Source organism: Variovorax fucosicus (assembly GCF_030316825.1).
Classification (GTDB): Bacteria; Pseudomonadota; Gammaproteobacteria; order Burkholderiales; family Burkholderiaceae_C; genus Variovorax; species Variovorax fucosicus.
Genome location: NZ_JASZYU010000001.1, coordinates 781239 through 796970, shown reverse-complemented (window position 1 = coordinate 796970; position 15732 = coordinate 781239). Strand labels below are relative to the sequence as shown.

21 protein-coding genes are annotated in these 15732 nt (G+C 65.3%); 15 read left to right on the top strand and 6 right to left on the bottom strand.

What is annotated here, in order from left to right; translation table 11 throughout:
* The first annotated feature begins 21 nt into the window (after positions 1-21).
* The 14 genes from QTI05_RS03740 (at position 22) to QTI05_RS03675 (ending at position 11514) form a co-directional block, all read left to right on the top strand.
* Positions 22-576 (top strand): hypothetical protein, encoded by a 555-nt coding sequence (locus QTI05_RS03740; protein ID WP_286622958.1) that lies wholly within the window; start codon positions 22-24, stop codon positions 574-576.
* On the top strand, positions 573-2138 hold the full coding sequence (gene ubiB / locus QTI05_RS03735) for a ubiquinone biosynthesis regulatory protein kinase UbiB (protein ID WP_286622957.1): 1566 nt from the start codon (positions 573-575) through the stop codon (positions 2136-2138). The genes QTI05_RS03740 and ubiB overlap by 4 nt, the downstream gene beginning before the upstream one ends.
* 40 nt (positions 2139-2178) lie before the next feature.
* Positions 2179-3627, top strand: coding sequence for a high affinity choline transporter 1 (locus QTI05_RS03730; protein ID WP_286622956.1), 1449 nt, complete (start codon positions 2179-2181; stop codon positions 3625-3627).
* Between the two features lie 79 nt (positions 3628-3706).
* Positions 3707-4066 (top strand): FmdB family zinc ribbon protein, encoded by a 360-nt coding sequence (locus QTI05_RS03725; protein ID WP_286622955.1) that lies wholly within the window; start codon positions 3707-3709, stop codon positions 4064-4066.
* Positions 4067-4074: 8 nt separating this feature from the next.
* Entirely contained in the window at positions 4075-4698 is a 624-nt protein-coding gene (locus QTI05_RS03720) for a DUF502 domain-containing protein (protein ID WP_286541962.1), read from the top strand.
* A gap of 31 nt (positions 4699-4729) precedes the next feature.
* On the top strand, positions 4730-6535 hold the full coding sequence (gene aspS, locus QTI05_RS03715) for an aspartate--tRNA ligase (protein WP_286622954.1): 1806 nt from the start codon (positions 4730-4732) through the stop codon (positions 6533-6535).
* 7 nt (positions 6536-6542) lie between these two features.
* The gene (gene nudB / locus QTI05_RS03710) at positions 6543-7016 is read left to right on the top strand and encodes a dihydroneopterin triphosphate diphosphatase (RefSeq protein WP_286622953.1); all 474 of its coding nucleotides are present in this window, start codon (positions 6543-6545) and stop codon (positions 7014-7016) included.
* Positions 7013-7768 carry an endonuclease/exonuclease/phosphatase family protein gene (locus QTI05_RS03705; protein WP_286622952.1) on the top strand — a complete coding sequence of 252 codons (756 nt, stop codon included), beginning with the start codon at positions 7013-7015 and terminating at the stop codon, positions 7766-7768. The genes nudB and QTI05_RS03705 overlap by 4 nt, the downstream gene beginning before the upstream one ends.
* A gap of 74 nt (positions 7769-7842) precedes the next feature.
* Positions 7843-8577, top strand: a complete 735-nt coding sequence (folE, locus tag QTI05_RS03700) for a GTP cyclohydrolase I (RefSeq protein WP_286541966.1) — start codon at positions 7843-7845, stop codon at positions 8575-8577.
* A 1-nt stretch (position 8578) separates the two neighbouring features.
* Positions 8579-9001, top strand: coding sequence for a BLUF domain-containing protein (locus QTI05_RS03695; protein ID WP_286541967.1), 423 nt, complete (start codon positions 8579-8581; stop codon positions 8999-9001).
* A gap of 10 nt (positions 9002-9011) precedes the next feature.
* Positions 9012-9893, top strand: a complete 882-nt coding sequence (locus QTI05_RS03690) for an EamA family transporter (RefSeq protein WP_286622951.1) — start codon at positions 9012-9014, stop codon at positions 9891-9893.
* Positions 9894-9910: 17 nt separating this feature from the next.
* Positions 9911-10720 carry a DUF429 domain-containing protein gene (locus QTI05_RS03685; protein WP_286623355.1) on the top strand — a complete coding sequence of 270 codons (810 nt, stop codon included), beginning with the start codon at positions 9911-9913 and terminating at the stop codon, positions 10718-10720.
* Positions 10721-10832: 112 nt separating this feature from the next.
* Entirely contained in the window at positions 10833-11030 is a 198-nt protein-coding gene (locus QTI05_RS03680) for a CsbD family protein (RefSeq protein WP_286541969.1), read from the top strand.
* A 28-nt stretch (positions 11031-11058) separates the two neighbouring features.
* Positions 11059-11514, top strand: a complete 456-nt coding sequence (locus tag QTI05_RS03675; RefSeq protein WP_286622950.1) for a BON domain-containing protein — start codon at positions 11059-11061, stop codon at positions 11512-11514.
* Positions 11515-11586: 72 nt separating this feature from the next.
* Here the strand turns inward: QTI05_RS03675 and QTI05_RS03670 are convergent, their stop codons facing one another.
* From QTI05_RS03670 to QTI05_RS03650, 5 genes are all read right to left on the bottom strand, one after another.
* Complete coding sequence (locus QTI05_RS03670; protein ID WP_286622949.1) at positions 11587-12027, bottom strand: hypothetical protein; 441 nt, start codon at positions 12025-12027, stop codon at positions 11587-11589.
* Positions 12017-12397 carry a hypothetical protein gene (locus QTI05_RS03665; protein ID WP_286622948.1) on the bottom strand — a complete coding sequence of 127 codons (381 nt, stop codon included), beginning with the start codon at positions 12395-12397 and terminating at the stop codon, positions 12017-12019. The genes QTI05_RS03670 and QTI05_RS03665 overlap by 11 nt, the downstream gene beginning before the upstream one ends.
* Positions 12398-12435: 38 nt before the next feature.
* Positions 12436-12810: a hypothetical protein gene (locus QTI05_RS03660; RefSeq protein WP_286541973.1), complete on the bottom strand. Its 375-nt coding sequence runs from the start codon at positions 12808-12810 to the stop codon at positions 12436-12438.
* Positions 12811-12870: 60 nt separating this feature from the next.
* The gene (locus QTI05_RS03655) at positions 12871-13035 is read right to left on the bottom strand and encodes a DUF1328 domain-containing protein (RefSeq protein ID WP_286541974.1); all 165 of its coding nucleotides are present in this window, start codon (positions 13033-13035) and stop codon (positions 12871-12873) included.
* Positions 13036-13189: 154 nt separating this feature from the next.
* The gene (locus QTI05_RS03650; protein WP_286541975.1) at positions 13190-14530 is read right to left on the bottom strand and encodes a CHASE3 domain-containing protein; all 1341 of its coding nucleotides are present in this window, start codon (positions 14528-14530) and stop codon (positions 13190-13192) included.
* 105 nt (positions 14531-14635) lie between these two features.
* Here QTI05_RS03650 and QTI05_RS03645 point away from each other — a divergent pair, with 105 nt between their 5' ends.
* Positions 14636-15268, top strand: a complete 633-nt coding sequence (locus tag QTI05_RS03645; protein WP_286541976.1) for a response regulator — start codon at positions 14636-14638, stop codon at positions 15266-15268.
* 16 nt (positions 15269-15284) lie between these two features.
* Here QTI05_RS03645 and QTI05_RS03640 read toward each other — a convergent pair whose 3' ends face one another.
* Positions 15285-15674, bottom strand: coding sequence for a response regulator (locus tag QTI05_RS03640; protein ID WP_286622947.1), 390 nt, complete (start codon positions 15672-15674; stop codon positions 15285-15287).
* Between the last annotated feature and the right edge of the window lie 58 nt (positions 15675-15732).

Below are 15732 nucleotides of genomic sequence, written 5' to 3'. Positions count from 1 at the left end.
GGGTCGGGAATAATGGGGACTATGGCTACACCATCGTCCCCATTTGCTTTTTTCGACGAGCTGTTCAACAAGATTGGCGAGCGTCTGCAGCCGCCAGCCTGGGCGGTGCACGAGATCCAGCACCGCGCGGTGCTGTTTCTCAACCATGTGCTGCAGCAGGAACCCGAGGCCCAGCAGCGGCTGGTGCGCCAGCAGGGCAGGGTGGTGCAGTTCCAGTGGCGTTTCGTCACGATGCAGCTGGTTGCCACGCCGGCCGGCCTGCTCGATCTGGCGCCCGAGGGCGCCACGCCCGAGCTCACGCTCACCGTCACCCAGGATTCGCCCTTCGACATCGTGCGCAGCTCGCTGCGCGGCGACAAGCCGGCAGTGCAGATCACCGGCGATGTCCAGCTTGCGGCTGAGGTCAACTGGCTGGTCGACCATGTGCGCTGGGATGTCGAGGACGACCTGGCGCGCCTGATCGGCGACGTGCCCGCCCATGCCATCGGCACCGGCGCACGGCGCGTCGTGGCGGCGTTGCGGAAGTTCGTCGGTGATCGCACCGGGCGCGCTGCGGCAGCGTCGGGCGCCGAATGACGCGTTTCTACCGCGGCATCTACATCGTCTGGGTCGCACTGCGCTACGGCCTGGACGAGCTGGTGCTGACCAGCTTCCAGAAGCCCTGGCTCGGCATCGTGATCCGCGTGCTCTCGGTCGGGCGCAACCTGGAGGCGCCACGCGGCCAGCGCCTGCGCGAAGCGCTGGAGGGCCTCGGCCCGATCTTCATCAAGTTCGGCCAGGTGCTGTCGACCCGGCGCGACCTGCTGCCGCCCGACATTGCCGACGAACTGGCCCGGCTGCAGGATCGTGTGCCGCCGTTTCCTTCGGCCGTGGCCATCGCGACCATCGAGCGCGCGTTCCGGCGCCCGGTGGGCGACGTGTTCGTGCAGTTCGAAGAGACCCCCGTGGCCAGCGCCTCGATTGCGCAGGTGCACTTCGCGACGCTGCGTGCGCGCGACGGCACGATGCGCGACGTGGCCGTGAAGGTGCTGCGGCCCAACATGCGTGGCGTGATCGAGAAAGACCTGGCGCTGATGACCATGATGGCCGGCTGGGTCGAGAGCCTGTCGGCCGACGGCAAGCGTCTGAAACCGCGCGAGGTGGTGGCCGAGTTCGACAAGTACCTGCACGACGAGCTCGACCTGGTGCGCGAGGCCGCCAATGCCGCCCAGCTGCGGCGCAACATGGCCCCGCTCGAGCTGGTGATGATCCCCGAGATGTTCTGGGACTTCTGCCACCCCGAGGTGATGGTAATGGAGCGCATGGACGGCGTGCCGATCGCCCAGCTCGACCGCCTGCGCGCGGCCGGCGTCGACATTCCCAAGCTGGCGACCGACGGCGTCACGATCTTCTTCACCCAGGTGTTTCGCGACGGCTTCTTTCATGCCGACATGCACCCCGGCAACATCCAGGTGAGCCTGGACGCGGCCACTTTCGGGCGCTACATCCTGCTCGACTTCGGCATCATCGGGACGCTGACGGAGTCGGACAAGGAGTATCTGGCGCAGAACTTCGTCGCCTTTTTCCGGCGCGACTACAAGCGCGTGGCCGAGTTGCACCTGGAAAGCGGCTGGGTGCCGGAAGGCACGCGCATCGACGAGCTCGAAGGCGCGATTCGCACCGTGTGCGAACCCTATTTCGACCGGCCGCTCAAGGAAATCTCGCTCGGCATGGTGCTGATGCGGCTGTTCCAGACGTCGCGCCGCTTCCACGTCGAGATCCAGCCGCAACTGGTGCTGCTGCAGAAGACATTGCTCAACATCGAAGGCCTGGGCCGCCAGCTCGACCCCGAGCTCGACCTGTGGGCCACGGCCAAGCCTTTCCTCGAAAAATGGATGGTCGACCAGATCGGCCCGAAGAAGCTGTTCTCGCAGCTGCGCGCCGAGGCGCCGCGCTACGCCAAGCTGCTGCCGCAGCTGCCGCGCCTGCTGCACGACTACCTCGAGAACCGGCCGGCCGACCACCGGCGCGAACTGCTCGAGCTGCTGGCCGCGCAGAAGCGCACCAACAAACTGCTGCAGGCCATCATCTACGGTGGCATGGGTTTTGTATTGGGCTTGATCGTGATGCAGCTGATGCTGCGCGTCCGCCTGTTCTAGTTCGTTCTTTCGCCACCACCCTCGCCTCTGGAGAGCCACCGTGTTGCTGACCCTGGTCATCGTCTACCTGCTGATCACCATCGCCATCGGGCTCGTCGCAGCCCGGCGCGTGAAGAACACCACCGACTTCGCGATCGCCGGGCGGCACCTGCCGCTCTACATGATCGTGACCACCACCTTCGCGACCTGGTTCGGCTCCGAAACGGTGCTCGGCATTCCGGCCAAGTTCATCGAAGGCGGGCTCAACGGTGTGATCGAAGACCCGTTCGGCGCCGGCACCTGCCTGATCCTGGTGGGGCTGTTTTTCGCGGGCAAGCTCTACCGCATGACGTTGCTGACCATCAGCGACTACTACCGCGAGCGCTTTGGCCGCGTGGTCGAGGTGGCGTGCTCGCTGATCATCATGCTGAGCTACCTCGGCTGGGTGTCGGCGCAGGTCACGGCGCTCGGGCTGGTGTTCAACGTGCTGTCGGCCGGCGCCATTTCGATCCCCGTGGGCATGACGATCGGCGTTGTTTCCATCCTCGCCTACACGCTGTTCGGCGGCATGTGGTCGGTAGCGGTGACTGACTTCATCCAGATGATCATCCTCGTGGTCGGCCTGGCCGTGATCGCGGTGTTCGCCGGCAACATGGCGGGCGGCGCCGGCAAGGTGATCGAGTTCGCGACCAGCAGGGAACTGTTCAAGTTCTGGCCCGAGCCGAACTTCCACGACATGATCTTCTTCTTCGCCGCGGCCATCACCATGATGCTGGGATCGATCCCGCAGCAGGACGTGTTCCAGCGCGTGATGTCGGCCAACAGCGTCAAGGCGGCCACGCGCGGGCCGGTGATCGGGGGCGTGGCGTACATCCTGTTCGCGTCGGTGCCGATGTTCCTGGTGGCGAGCGCGCTGCTCATCATGCCGGAGCAGACCGCGACGCTGCTGAAGGAAGATCCGCAGAAGGTGCTGCCCACGCTCGTGCTCGAGAAGATGCCGTTCGTGATGCAGGTGCTGTTCTTCGGCGCGCTGCTGTCGGCCATCAAGTCGACCGCGTCGGCCACCCTGCTGGCGCCGAGCGTCACCTTCACCGAGAACATCTGGCGCCAGTTCAGGCCCTCCGGCACCGACCGCGAGAACCTCCTGACCATGCGCATTACCGTGCTGCTGTTCAGCGCCGCGGTGCTCGCCTATGCCATTCGCATGCAGGGCACGCCGATCTACGAGCTGGTGTCGGGGGCCTACCAGGTGCCGCTGGTCGGCGCGTTCGTGCCGCTGGTGGCCGGGCTGTACTGGAAGCGCGCCACCACACAGGGCGCCATGGCGGCCGTGGTGCTCGGTATCGGTTGCTGGCTGCTGCTCCTGGCGCTGCCCTGGGGCACCGTGTTCCCGGCCCAGCTGGCGGGCGTGCTGGCCTCGGCATTCGGCATGGTGGCAGGTTCGCTGGCGCCGCAATGGGTGGCGAACCGGCACACGCCGCACCGCCCCCTGGCGGTTGAGCCGGCCTGATGCGGGTGGAGGGCGCCCGCGCCCTATAATCGTAGGCTTTGCGGGCGGCAGCTGCGCCGCTCTTTCCGACCCCCATCCCATGCCTATCTACGCCTACAAGTGCAGTGCCTGCGGCTTTGCCAAGGACGTGCTGCGCAAAATGTCCGACGCGCCGCTCTCGGTGTGCCCGAATTGCGGCGCGAGTGCGTTTGAAAAGCAAGTCACTGCTGCCGGCTTTCAGCTCAAGGGCTCCGGCTGGTACGTGACCGATTTCCGCGAGGGCAGTGGCAAGAAGCCGGCCGATGCCAAGACGGCAGATGCGAAGACGCCTGCGGCCAACGGCGCAGGCACCGACGCCAAGCCAGTCACCGATGCCGGCGCGTCCACTGCGGCTGCGCCTGCCGCCGCCCCTGCCGTTGCGCCTGCTGCGAGCCCCGCTCCCGCGGTCAAAACCGATTGAAGCTGCCCATGCACGCGCTGCGCAAATGGCTGCTGTCGGGCCTGCTGGTCATCGTGCCGCTGTTCATCACGCTGGCGGTGCTCAAGTGGATCATCGACACGCTCGACCAGACTCTCTGGGTGCTGCCGCTGGTCTGGCAGAAATGGCTCTACGACAACAACATTCGCGGGCTCGGCGTACTGCTGACGCTCGGCATCCTGCTGGCGGTCGGTGCGATTGCCAGCAACTTCGTCGGCAAGCGCCTGCTCGGCTGGGGCGACGCCGTGGTACGCCGCATCCCGGTGGTGCGCTCGATCTATTCGAGCGTCAAGCAGGTGTCGGACACGCTGTTTTCCGAAAGCGGCAACGCTTTCCGAACGGCGGTGCTGATCGAGTGGCCGCGTGCCAACGTCTGGACCATTGCCTTCGTGACCGGCGCGCCGGGCCGCGAGGTGCTCGGCCATCTGGGCGGCGGGGACTATCTCAGCGTGTATGTCCCGACCACGCCGAACCCGACCGGCGGTTACTTCGTGATGCTCAAGCGCAGCGACTGCATCGAACTCAGGATGAGCGTGGACGAGGCGCTCAAGTACATCGTGTCGATGGGTGTGGTCGTCCCGGGCGGCCCCGCCACCGTCGCGATCAAGCACTAAAAACGCGCCCCAGCGGCGCCGGAATCTTCTTATGGCCATGCGTTCTCACTACTGCGGTCTCGTGACCGAAGCCCTGCTGGGCGAAACCGTCACCCTGTGCGGCTGGGTCAATCGCCGACGCGACCACGGCGGCGTGATCTTCATCGACCTGCGCGACCGCGAAGGCTATGTGCAGGTGGTGTGCGACCCGGATCGCGCCGCGACCTTCGCCGTGGCCGAAGACCTGCGCAACGAGTTCTGCGTGCAGATCAAGGGGCTGGTGCGCGGCCGTCCGGAAGGCACCATCAACGAGTCGCTCAAGAGCGGCAAGATCGAAGTGCTGTGCCACGAGCTCAAGGTGCTGAACCCGTCGGTGACGCCGCCGTTCCTGCTGGACGATGACAACCTGTCGGAAACCACCCGCCTCACGCACCGCGTGCTCGACCTGCGCCGCCCGGCGATGCAGCGCAACATGATGCTGCGCTACAAGGTCACGATGGAAACGCGCAAGTTCCTCGATGCCAACGGCTTCATCGACATCGAGACGCCGATGCTCGGCAAGTCCACGCCCGAAGGCGCGCGCGACTACCTGGTGCCCAGCCGCGTGCACGACGGCAGCTTCTTCGCGCTGCCGCAATCGCCCCAGCTGTTCAAGCAGCTGCTGATGGTGGCCGGCTACGACCGCTACTACCAGATCGTGAAGTGCTTCCGCGACGAAGACCTGCGCGCCGACCGCCAGCCTGAATTCACGCAGATCGACATCGAGACCTCGTTCCTCGCCGAAGAGGAAATCCGCGAAATGTTCGAGGGCATGATCCGCACCGTGTTCCGCAATGCCGCGGGCATCGACCTGCCGGTGTTCCCGACCATGAGCTACGGCGACGCGATGTTCAAGTACGGCTCGGACAAGCCCGACCTGCGCGTCAAGCTCGAGTTCACCGAACTGACCGAGCTCATGAAGCGCGTCGAGTTCAAGGTGTTCTCGAACGCCGCCACCATGGTCGGCGGCCGCGTCGTTGCGCTGCGCGTACCGGGCGGCGCTGCCGAAGGCGGCCTCTCGCGCGGCGAGATCGATGCCTACCAGGAGTTCGTCAAGATCTACGGCGCCAAGGGCCTGGCCTACATCAAGGTCAACGACGCGGCAGCCGGCCGGGACGGCCTGCAAAGCCCGATCGTCAAGAACCTCGACGATGCGGCGCTGGCCGAGATCGTCGCGCGCACGGGCGCCCGCAACGGCGACATCCTGTTCTTCGGCGCCGACAAGGAAAAGGTCGTGAACGACGCGATCGGCGCGCTGCGCGTGAAGATCGGCCACAGCGCCTTCGGCCGCAAGAGCGGCCTGTTCGAAGACCGCTGGGCGCCGCTTTGGGTGGTCGACTTCCCGATGTTCGAATTCGACGAGGAAGGCCAGCGCTGGTCGGCCGTGCACCACCCCTTCACCGCGCCCAAGGATGGCCATGAAGACCTGATGGACACGGCGCCCGAGAAGTGCATCGCCAAGGCCTACGACATGGTGCTCAACGGCATCGAGATGGGCGGCGGCTCGGTGCGTATCCACCGCGAGGAAGTGCAGAGCAAGGTGTTCCGCGCGCTCAAGATCAGCGCGGAGGATGCACAGCTCAAGTTCGGCTTCCTGCTCGACGCACTGCAGTACGGTGCACCGCCGCACGGCGGCATCGCGATCGGCCTGGACCGTCTCGTGATGCTGATGACCGGCGCCGAGTCGATCCGCGACGTGATCGCGTTTCCCAAGACCCAGCGTGCGCAGGACCTGCTCACGCAGGCGCCGAGCCCGGTCGACGAGAAGCAGCTGCGCGAACTGCACATCCGCCTGCGAAACACCCCGCAGCCCGCCTGATGCGCCGATGACGACGAGCACGCGGCCCTGGAAAATCCCGGAGTCGGTGCTGGTCGTGATCCACACGCCTGCGCTCGACGTGCTGCTGATCCGCCGCGCCGACGCCGACGATTTCTGGCAGTCGGTCACCGGCAGCAAGGACGTTGCAGACGAGCCGCTGGCCTTGACCGCGGCGCGCGAGGTGGCCGAGGAAACCGGCTTCGCCTGCGGCGAAGGCAGCCCGCTCGCTCCCCGGCTGCGCGATTGGCAGCTACAGAACATCTACGAGATCTACCCGCGCTGGCGTGCCCGCTACGCCCCGGGCGTGACGCACAACACCGAGCATCTGTTCGGCCTGTGCCTGCCGGAACGCATCGATCCGGTACTGAATCCACGCGAGCACACGGCCTGGCAGTGGCTGCCCTACCGCGACGCCGCCGACGCCTGCTTTTCCCCGTCGAACGCCGAAGCCATTCTGTTGCTGCCACAATTTCAAGCATGACTTCACCGGCCCACACGCTGCGCGTGGCGACCTACAACATCCACAAGGGCGTGCAAGGCATCGGTCCGGCGCGGCGGCTGGAGATCCACAACCTCGGCCATGCAATCGAGCAGCTCGACGCCGACATCATCTGCCTGCAGGAAGTGCGCAAGATGAACCGGCAGGCGGCCGCCCGTTTCACCCGCTGGCCCGAAATGCCGCAGGCCGACTTCCTCGCACCCGAGGGCTATACGGCGGTCTACGAGACCAATGCCGTCACGCGCCACGGCGAGCACGGCAATGCGCTGCTGACGCGCTGGCCGGTGCTGCACCAGAGGCACCAGGATATTTCCGACCATCGCTTCGAGCAGCGCGGACTGCTGCACGTGGTGATCGAGGTCGAAGGCCGTCCGGTGCACGCCATCGTCGTCCACCTGGGCCTCATCAAGGGCAGCCGCGTGCGGCAGGTCGCGCAGCTCAACGAGTTCATCGCCCGCGAGGTTCCGGCAGGCGAGGCGGTGGTGGTGGCCGGCGACTTCAACGACTGGGGCGCGCGCATGCGCTACGCGATGAACGCGGCGGGCCTGCGCGATTCGAGCGACCTGCGCGGGCCGCGCACGCTGACCTACCCGTCGCGGTTGCCGGTGGCGCAGCTCGACTTCATCTACGGGCGCCACCTCTCGCCGGTGGCGTGCAACGTGCCGCGCGGCCCGATCTGGGCACGCATGTCGGATCACCTGCCGCTGGTGACCGACTTTTTGCTATTGAATTGATAGCTGCCTGCGCCCACTGGGCGGGCGCTGCAGGCCTGAATGGCTTGCCAACCGTTCACTGTTAGGATCATCGGATGCTGAAGAAAATTGACGCTGCAGAGCGCCCCGGCCACGGGGGAGACGACGACGAGGGCACGCCCGTCTCGGTAAAGATCCGGGAGCGCCTGCAGGCTGCGCGCAAACGCTTCAACGCCAACGACAACATCGCCGAGTTCATCGAACCGGGCGAGCTCGAAGCCTTGCTCGACGAGGTCGAGGTCAAGATGAAGGGCGTGCTCGAGAGCCTGGTGATCGACCTCGATCGCGACCACAACACCGGCAACACTGCACGCCGTGTCGCCAAGATGTACCTCAACGAGGTTTTCAAGGGCCGCTATGTGGCGGCGCCCACGCTGACCGAATTTCCGAACGCGGAACACCTCAACGAACTCATGATCGTCGGCCCGATCACGGTGCGCAGTGCCTGCTCGCACCACTTCTGCCCGATCATCGGCAAGCTCTGGATCGGCGTGATGCCGAACGAACACACCAATGTGATCGGCCTTTCCAAGTACGCACGCCTGGCCGAATGGGTGATGGGCCGGCCCCAGATCCAGGAAGAAGCCGTGGTGCAACTGGCCGACCTGATCCAGGAGAAAACCCAGCCCGATGGCCTCGCCCTCGTCATGGAGGCCGAGCATTTCTGCATGGCCTGGCGTGGCGTCAAGGAAATGGACAGCAAGATGATCAATTCGGTGATGCGAGGTGTATTCCTCAAGGACGCGTCGCTGCGGCGCGAGTTTCTGTCCCTGCTCCCGCGAAAGGGCTGACATGTTGGTACGCCTGCTCTACGCCAGCCGCGCCGTCGATTCGAGCGCGCCCGCCATCGAGGCGATCCTCACGCAATCGCGCGCCCACAACACTGCTTGCGGCGTCACCGGCATCCTCTGCTATGGCGCCGGGATCTTCCTGCAGGCAATCGAGGGCGGCCGCACCGCCATCAGCGACCTCTATGGCCACATCCAGCGCGACCCGCGCCACAAGGATGTGGTGCTGCTGCACTACGAAGAGATTTCCGAACGCCGCTTCGGCGGCTGGACCATGGGCCAGGTCAACCTGACCAAGGGGCACCAGGCCACGCTGCTGCGCTATTCGGAACGCCCGGAGCTCGATCCCTATGCGGTCTCCGGCAAGGTTTCGCTGGCGCTGCTCGAAGAGCTGATGGCCACGGCCGCCATCGTCGGCCGGCCCTGAACCTCGCGCTTTGCCGCTTTCCGCCTTTGCGCTGATCATGCTGGCGGGCGTGATCCACGCCAGCTGGAACATCGCCGCCAAGAAGGCCAACGGCGACGCCCGCTTCGCCTTCCAGAGCGGCGTTTTTCTCATGGTGCTGTGGGCACCGCTCGGCATTGCACTCGGCTGGCAGGTGGTGCCGCAATGGGGCGCGATGGAATGGGGTTTCGTCGTGCTCAGCGGTGTGCTGCACGTCGTGTACTACGTCGTCCTGCTGCGCGGCTACCGCAAGTCCGACCTCACCGTGGTCTATCCGCTCGCACGCGGCTCTGGGCCGCTGCTGTCTTCGCTGTTCGCCATCCTGTTCCTTGGCGAAAGCATCAGCCCCACCGGGCTGGCCGGCATCGTCGGCGTGGTGCTCGGCGTGTTCCTCGTCGCCGGCGGTCCGCGGCTCTGGCACGCGACGCACGACCCGGCGCAGCGCGAGCGGGTGCGCAAGGGCATGCGCTACGGCGTGCTGACCGGCGCCTTCATCGCGAGCTACACGGTGGTCGACAGCTATGCGGTCAAGTGGCTTGCGATGTCGCCGATCCTGCTCGACTACTTCGGCAACTTCGTGCGCGTGCTGTTGCTGGTGCCGGCTGCCCTGCGCGACCGCGCCACCACCGCGCAACTCTGGCGCTCGCAATGGAAGTACGCACTGCTGGTCGCTGCGATCAGCCCGGTCTCGTACGTGCTGGTGCTCTACGCGGTGCAGCAGGCGCCGATTTCCCATGTTGCGCCGGCACGCGAGGTGTCGATGCTGTTTGCCGCCCTCATCGGCGGCCATCTGCTGCGCGAGGGGGATCGCCTCCTGAGACTCGCCGGCGCCGGCTTCATCGCAGCCGGCGTGATTGCGCTGGCGCTGGGCTGAGCTTTGCGGTGAAGGCCGTGCTGTTCGGTTGCGATTTTTCCAGCGCGCCCACTGCGCGCAAGCCGATCGTGGTGGCGCACGGTGGCGTCGACGGTCGCCACGTGGTCTTGCGCCGGCTCGACACCTTTGCCACGCTGGCTGCGTGGGCCGAGTGGCTCGCGCGCACGCCGGCATGGGTGGGCGGATTCGACTTTCCTTTCGGGCTGCCGCGCGAGTTGGTCGTGCAGCTGGGTTGGCCGTTGCAGTGGCAAGCCTTGATGGCGCACTACGCGGCCCTGAGCCGGGCCGAAATTCGCGCCGAGTTCGCGGCGTTCTGTGCAGGCCGGCCAGCCGGCGGCAAGTTCGCGCACCGCGCAACCGACGGCCCGGCCGGTTCGAGCCCCTCGATGAAATGGGTCAATCCGCCGGTCGCCTTCATGCTGCATGCAGGCGTGCCGCGTTTGCTGGCAATCGGCGCATGTTTGCCGGGGCTGCATGTACCGCGCGAAGGTTGCGAGCGCGTCGCGCTGGAAGCCTATCCCGGCTTGCTGGCACGCGAGCTGATCGGGCGGCGCAGCTACAAGGCCGACGACCGCGCGCGGCAAACACCGCAGCGCCATGTCGCGCGCGCCGACTTGCTCGATGCCCTCGTGACTTCCGGCAGCGCCCGGCTCGGCCTGCGACTTGCACTGGAGCCAGCGCAACGCGACATCTTGCTGGCTGATGCGCAGGGTGACCGGATCGATGCCGTGTTGTGCCTGCTGCAGGCTGCCTGGGCAGCCTCGCAACCCGCGTGGGGCCTGCCGGTTTCGATCGATCCCCTGGAAGGCTGGATCGTCAGCGCCTGACCTGTCCTACACCGGTTCGCGGCGAGCGCGACGGCAGTGCGGCCCGTCGTGTCGATAGATTGAACATGTGGTTCACCTGAGCCATGTGTCGAATCCAACGGAAGGAACCGCTATGAACAAGGACCAAGTCGCAGGCCGCGTCGAGCAGGCCAAGGGCAAGATCAAGGAAGTCACCGGCAAGGTGACGGGCAGCGAAAAGCTGGAATCCGAAGGCGTTGCCGACAAGGCGGCCGGCAAGGTGCAGAGCACCTACGGCGACGTGAAGGAAAAGGCCAAGGATGCCATCAAGTCGGGCGCGGACAAGCTCTGACCGCATCGAACCTCAGGAGATATTTGAAATGACATCGACGAATCAACCCATCGCGCGCTCGCGCACATTGCTGGCGGTGTTGCTGGCCGGCAGCGCGCTGGCGCTCGGCGCCTGCGGCAACAAGGCCAACGACACCACGGCCGGCCAAAAAGTCGACTCGGCGGTCGCCAAGACCGAGTCGTCGGCCAAGTCCGCGGAATCCAGCGTGAAGCAAGGCGCTGCCGAGGCCAAGGACGCCGTGAAGGATGCAGCCGCCACCGTGGGCAACAAGGTGGACGACGCCAGCATCACGGCTAAGGTGTCCGCAGGACTCGCCAAGGATCCCGATCTGAGTGCCATCAAGATCGACGTCGACACCAAGGGTGGAACCGTCACGCTCGCCGGCCCGGCGCCTACCGCGGCGGCCAAGGCGCGCGCTGGCGACATTGCCAAGAGTGTTGAAGGCGTCGGTTCTGTCGACAACAAGCTCGAAGTCAAGATGTAAAAAAGGCGACTTCCAAAAAGGAAGCCCGGCAATCGCCGGGCTTTTTTGATGGGCACGCGTTCGGCGCAATGTTCAGGCCTTGCCGTCCTTGTTGCGCATCACCGTGGTGACCATGTCGGCGATGTCCGAAGACTTCAGGGCAGCGGCCACCAAGGCACCCACAGACAGCAGTCTCCAGGGGCGAACCAGGACAATCACCGCGCCGGCAGCCGCAGCCACGGCAACCAGTTTGGCCGGATTTTCCCGCGCATAGCGATCGAGCACCGGTCTTGCGAGCTGGCCCACGGCATTGGCGGGGTGGCGACGCCACCAGCGCTCGGCCATCGAGCGCGCGACCGGCAACCACGCAACGCGATCGAACAGGCTCGGCTTTCGCGGGCGAGGAGGCTGCGCGCCGGATCGCGCGCGCTCAGGGGCAACAGGCGGCGCTTCGCCGCGCAGTTGCTGAACCAGCGCTCGGCGAGAAATGGCCAGACGCTGCTGCGGCGTCAAGGCATCGCGGTCAATCGGCATCGGAGCCTCCAGCGAGATGCAGGGCGCGCACGTCGGCATCGAGTTGCGCGCTCAGGTCCTGGAACGCGTTGAGGTCGGTCGGCCGCGTTGCCACCCAGGCCGACAGGGCGGCAACCACCACCGCCACGCCGGGCACGGCAACCAGTATCCAGTGAAAGCTTCCATGCAATACGCCCAACATGACGGCGATGCCGATCAAACAGAGCGCCAGCATCGCGCTGACCGCAGCGACCACGCCTGCCAGCGCACGCCTGATCAAGGCGCGGCTGGCAAGGGCACTTTCCTCGCGGATCAGCGCCGCGTAGTTGGCAAGATGATCCGCAATCAGTTCGGGCCGCCCGAGCACCGTGGAAAAAATCGGATGAAGCATGGTGCTGCGAGTATCGGCGCTGCGGATGGAACCTCAGTTCAATAGTCGTCCCGGCGGCGCGTGGCCAGCACCAGCAGTGCAGCGATCGCTGCACCGGCGGCTGCGGCGATCAGCACCGAGCGCACTGGTTGGTCGGAGATGTACTTCCCAGTCACATCGGCGGCCTGTTCGATCTGGCGCTGTGCACGGGCGCTGGTCTTCGATGCCGACTCCAGGCCGCGCTGCACGGCTTGCTGAACGCGGTTGGCCAACTGCTCCACGGCGGGTTCGACCTGGCCGCGCAGACCGCGCACCTTCTCGCCCGCTGCGTTCACCGCGTTCTGCGCGTAGGCGCGGGTTGATTCCAAGGCGTCGTTGGCGGTTTCGCGAGCTTCGTCGGCCAGTTGCGATGCGGTCTTGACGGGTGCATTCATGGTGTTGTTTCCTTTGCTGAGATGGAGATTATTGTGGCCTGGCGAAAGATGGTAGCGGTGCTAGCCCCTTCGCATCAAGCTGGCAATGAAGCTGACGAGCGCCAGCACGATGAAGATCACAAAAAGAATTTTTGCGATTCCGACCGCACCGGCCGCAATGCCGCCGAACCCGAAGAGCGCTGCCACCAGCGCGATGACCAGAAATATGACTGCGTAGTGCAACATGCTGAACTCCTGACCGAGGCAGACCTCGCGTTAGTGGGGCACGTTCAGGGCTTGAACGGGCTGACTCCAGCGTAGGGCGGCCCTCCCAAAAGGCCTGTCAGCAGCAGCGGCCGGGGAGCGTAGGAGAGCGGCGAATCGACCCGGCCCGCTCAGCTCAGTTGCGCTGCACCGGAATCATCGCCATGAGGCGGGTGCCCTGGCCCGGGGCCGATGTCACGGTGAGCTTTCCGCTCGCGGCCTGAACGCGGTGCCGCATGCCTGCCAGCCCGTGGGTGGAAGGGCGCGCTGCGTCGGGCTCGAAGCCCTTGCCGTTGTCGGTGACCTCGACGATTACGTGGTTCCCGTAGTTCTTGAGCACGATGGTCGCCTCGGTCGCCTGTGCGTACTTGCCGATATTGGTGAGGCTTTCCTGAACCATGCGGTAGACCGTGAGTTGGCGCGCTTCGTCCAGCAGCACGGGCTCGAGCGCCAGATCGATCTGCACACCGGATCGGTCACCGAACTCGCGCCCCAGAATTTCGAGGGAAGCCACCAGGCCCAGGTTGGCCAGCGACGACGGCCGCAGGTCTTCGATGATGCGGCGCTTGAGCGCGATGCCGCTGTTGAGCAACTCGGTCAGATGCTGCAGGCGCTGCGTCGCGTCCGGCGAATCGGCCAGCCGCGATTTCAGTCGCGCCACATCGAGCTTGGCTGCCGTCAACAGCGAGCCGAGTTCGTCATGCAACTCGCGCGCGAGGTAGCCGCGCTCGGTTTCGCGCACGTCCTGGAGATGGGTTGCGAGTTCGGTCAGTGTCGCGGTGCGCTCGCTGACTTCGGTTTCGAGTGCATTGCGCTCGCGCTGCAGCGCCTCTTGCTGTCGCTCACCGGCTGAGCGCAACGCATGCGTTTGCCGCAGATACAGCCAGAACGCCAGCAATGCAAACAAGGCGACCAGGCCGATACCCAGTCGCCCGAGCGTGAGCGCCCTGGAAATCTGCTGCTGTCCGACCGCGAGCGCATGGTTGCTGACCGCGATCAGCTCACTGGCCTGAACGCGGATGGCGTTCATTTCCTCGCGACCCACGTCGGTGGTCAGGACGAACTTCCAGGCGTCGTCGCTGCCGCTCTGGCGCAGCCGCAGGCTCATGTCCATCTCGGCCAGCTTGCGTGCAACATGGCCGGACAGCCGGTTCAGCCTGGCCTGTTCATCGGGCCGCTCGGCGTAGAGTGCGCGCAGACTTGCGAGGTTGCCATCGACCTTTTTCACGGCACCGTCGTAAGGTTCGCGGTAGCTGGCCTCCCCGGTCAAAAGATAGCCGCGCTGGCCGGTTTCGGCGTCGAGAATGTTCTGCAGCAGGCCGTTGAGCGCCGCTCGCGCCAGTTGCGCCTCGCTGATCTCGTTGAGCGCGCGGCGCGACTCCCGGTAACCCGCTTCGTTGATCCCGATCAAGACCAGGGCAGCCAGCGCCGCCAGGACCAGGCTGAGCGCCATCTTGGGAACCACTAACCAGCGCATGATGTCTCCACAGAATTTTCCATTGTCAAATTCGGGAATAATTGGCGCTGAACAGGGATCGGAAGAAGCGGCACTCGAGGCCGCTCAAATCGACGAAAGCAAAGAATGATCAAGATCGGCATTGTGGATGACCACGCCATCGTGCGCTCCGGCCTGAGACAGTTTTTTTCGGAGCACGTCGACCTGCGCGTTGCAGGCGAAGCTGCCAGCGGCCGTGAAGCGATCGAACTGGTTCGCACCACCGAACTCGATGTCCTCGTGATGGATCTTTCGATGCCCGGCCAGAGCGGCATCGATGCGCTGGCCATGATCCGCGCCAAGGCGCCCGATGTGGGCATCCTGATCCTGAGCGGCTATCCCGAAGAGCACTACGCGATGAACCTGATTCGTCAGGGCGCGAGTGGCTATCTCAACAAGGAATGCGATCCGATCGAGATCGTGAACGCGATCCGCACCATCTCGCTGGGGCGGCGCTACATCACGCCGACCGTTGCCGAACTGCTGGCGCGCCAGCTCGATCGCAAGGACGACGCGGCACCGCACGAGCAGTTGTCGGAGCGCGAGTTCCAGGTGTTCCTGAAGCTGGCCAAGGGCGAGACGGCGGGCGACATCGCCAAGACCCTGTCGCTGTCGGTCAAGACGGTCAGTACCTACCGCACGCGCCTGATGGAAAAGATGAACCTGTCCTCCAACAGCGACCTCACCTATTACGCGCTGAAGAACAAGCTCATCGATTGAGCAGTCACGGCAGGCCTCAACCGCCGCGCAGGGCGGTTTGGGCAATGCAGTAGTCGACCAGCGCATCGATTTCATTTGATTTATCGAAGACTGCGTCGGCGCCGAGCACGGCGCAGCGCTTGCGTACATCCGCAGTTGCATAGTTGCTCAACACCACCACGCGCTGCAAGGGCGTGCGCCGCGCGCATGCCTTCAACACGCCCAGCCCGCTGCCCTGCTTGAGAAACAGGTCGACGATAGCAAGCTGCCATCGTTCGGGGTTGGCATGCAGCCACGCACAGGCGTCAATCTCGGACGTGGCAAAGCCGACTGCGGTGACACACGCGAGTTCTTCGAGTGTGCCAGCGAGGTTCTCGCGAATCGTCTCGTTGTCTTCGACGATAAAGGTGTTGAGTGTGGCGCTCATGGCCGAACGCGCCGATCATGCAAGTTCCCGAGCCTCCAGGCTGTAGGCGGCTTCCGAC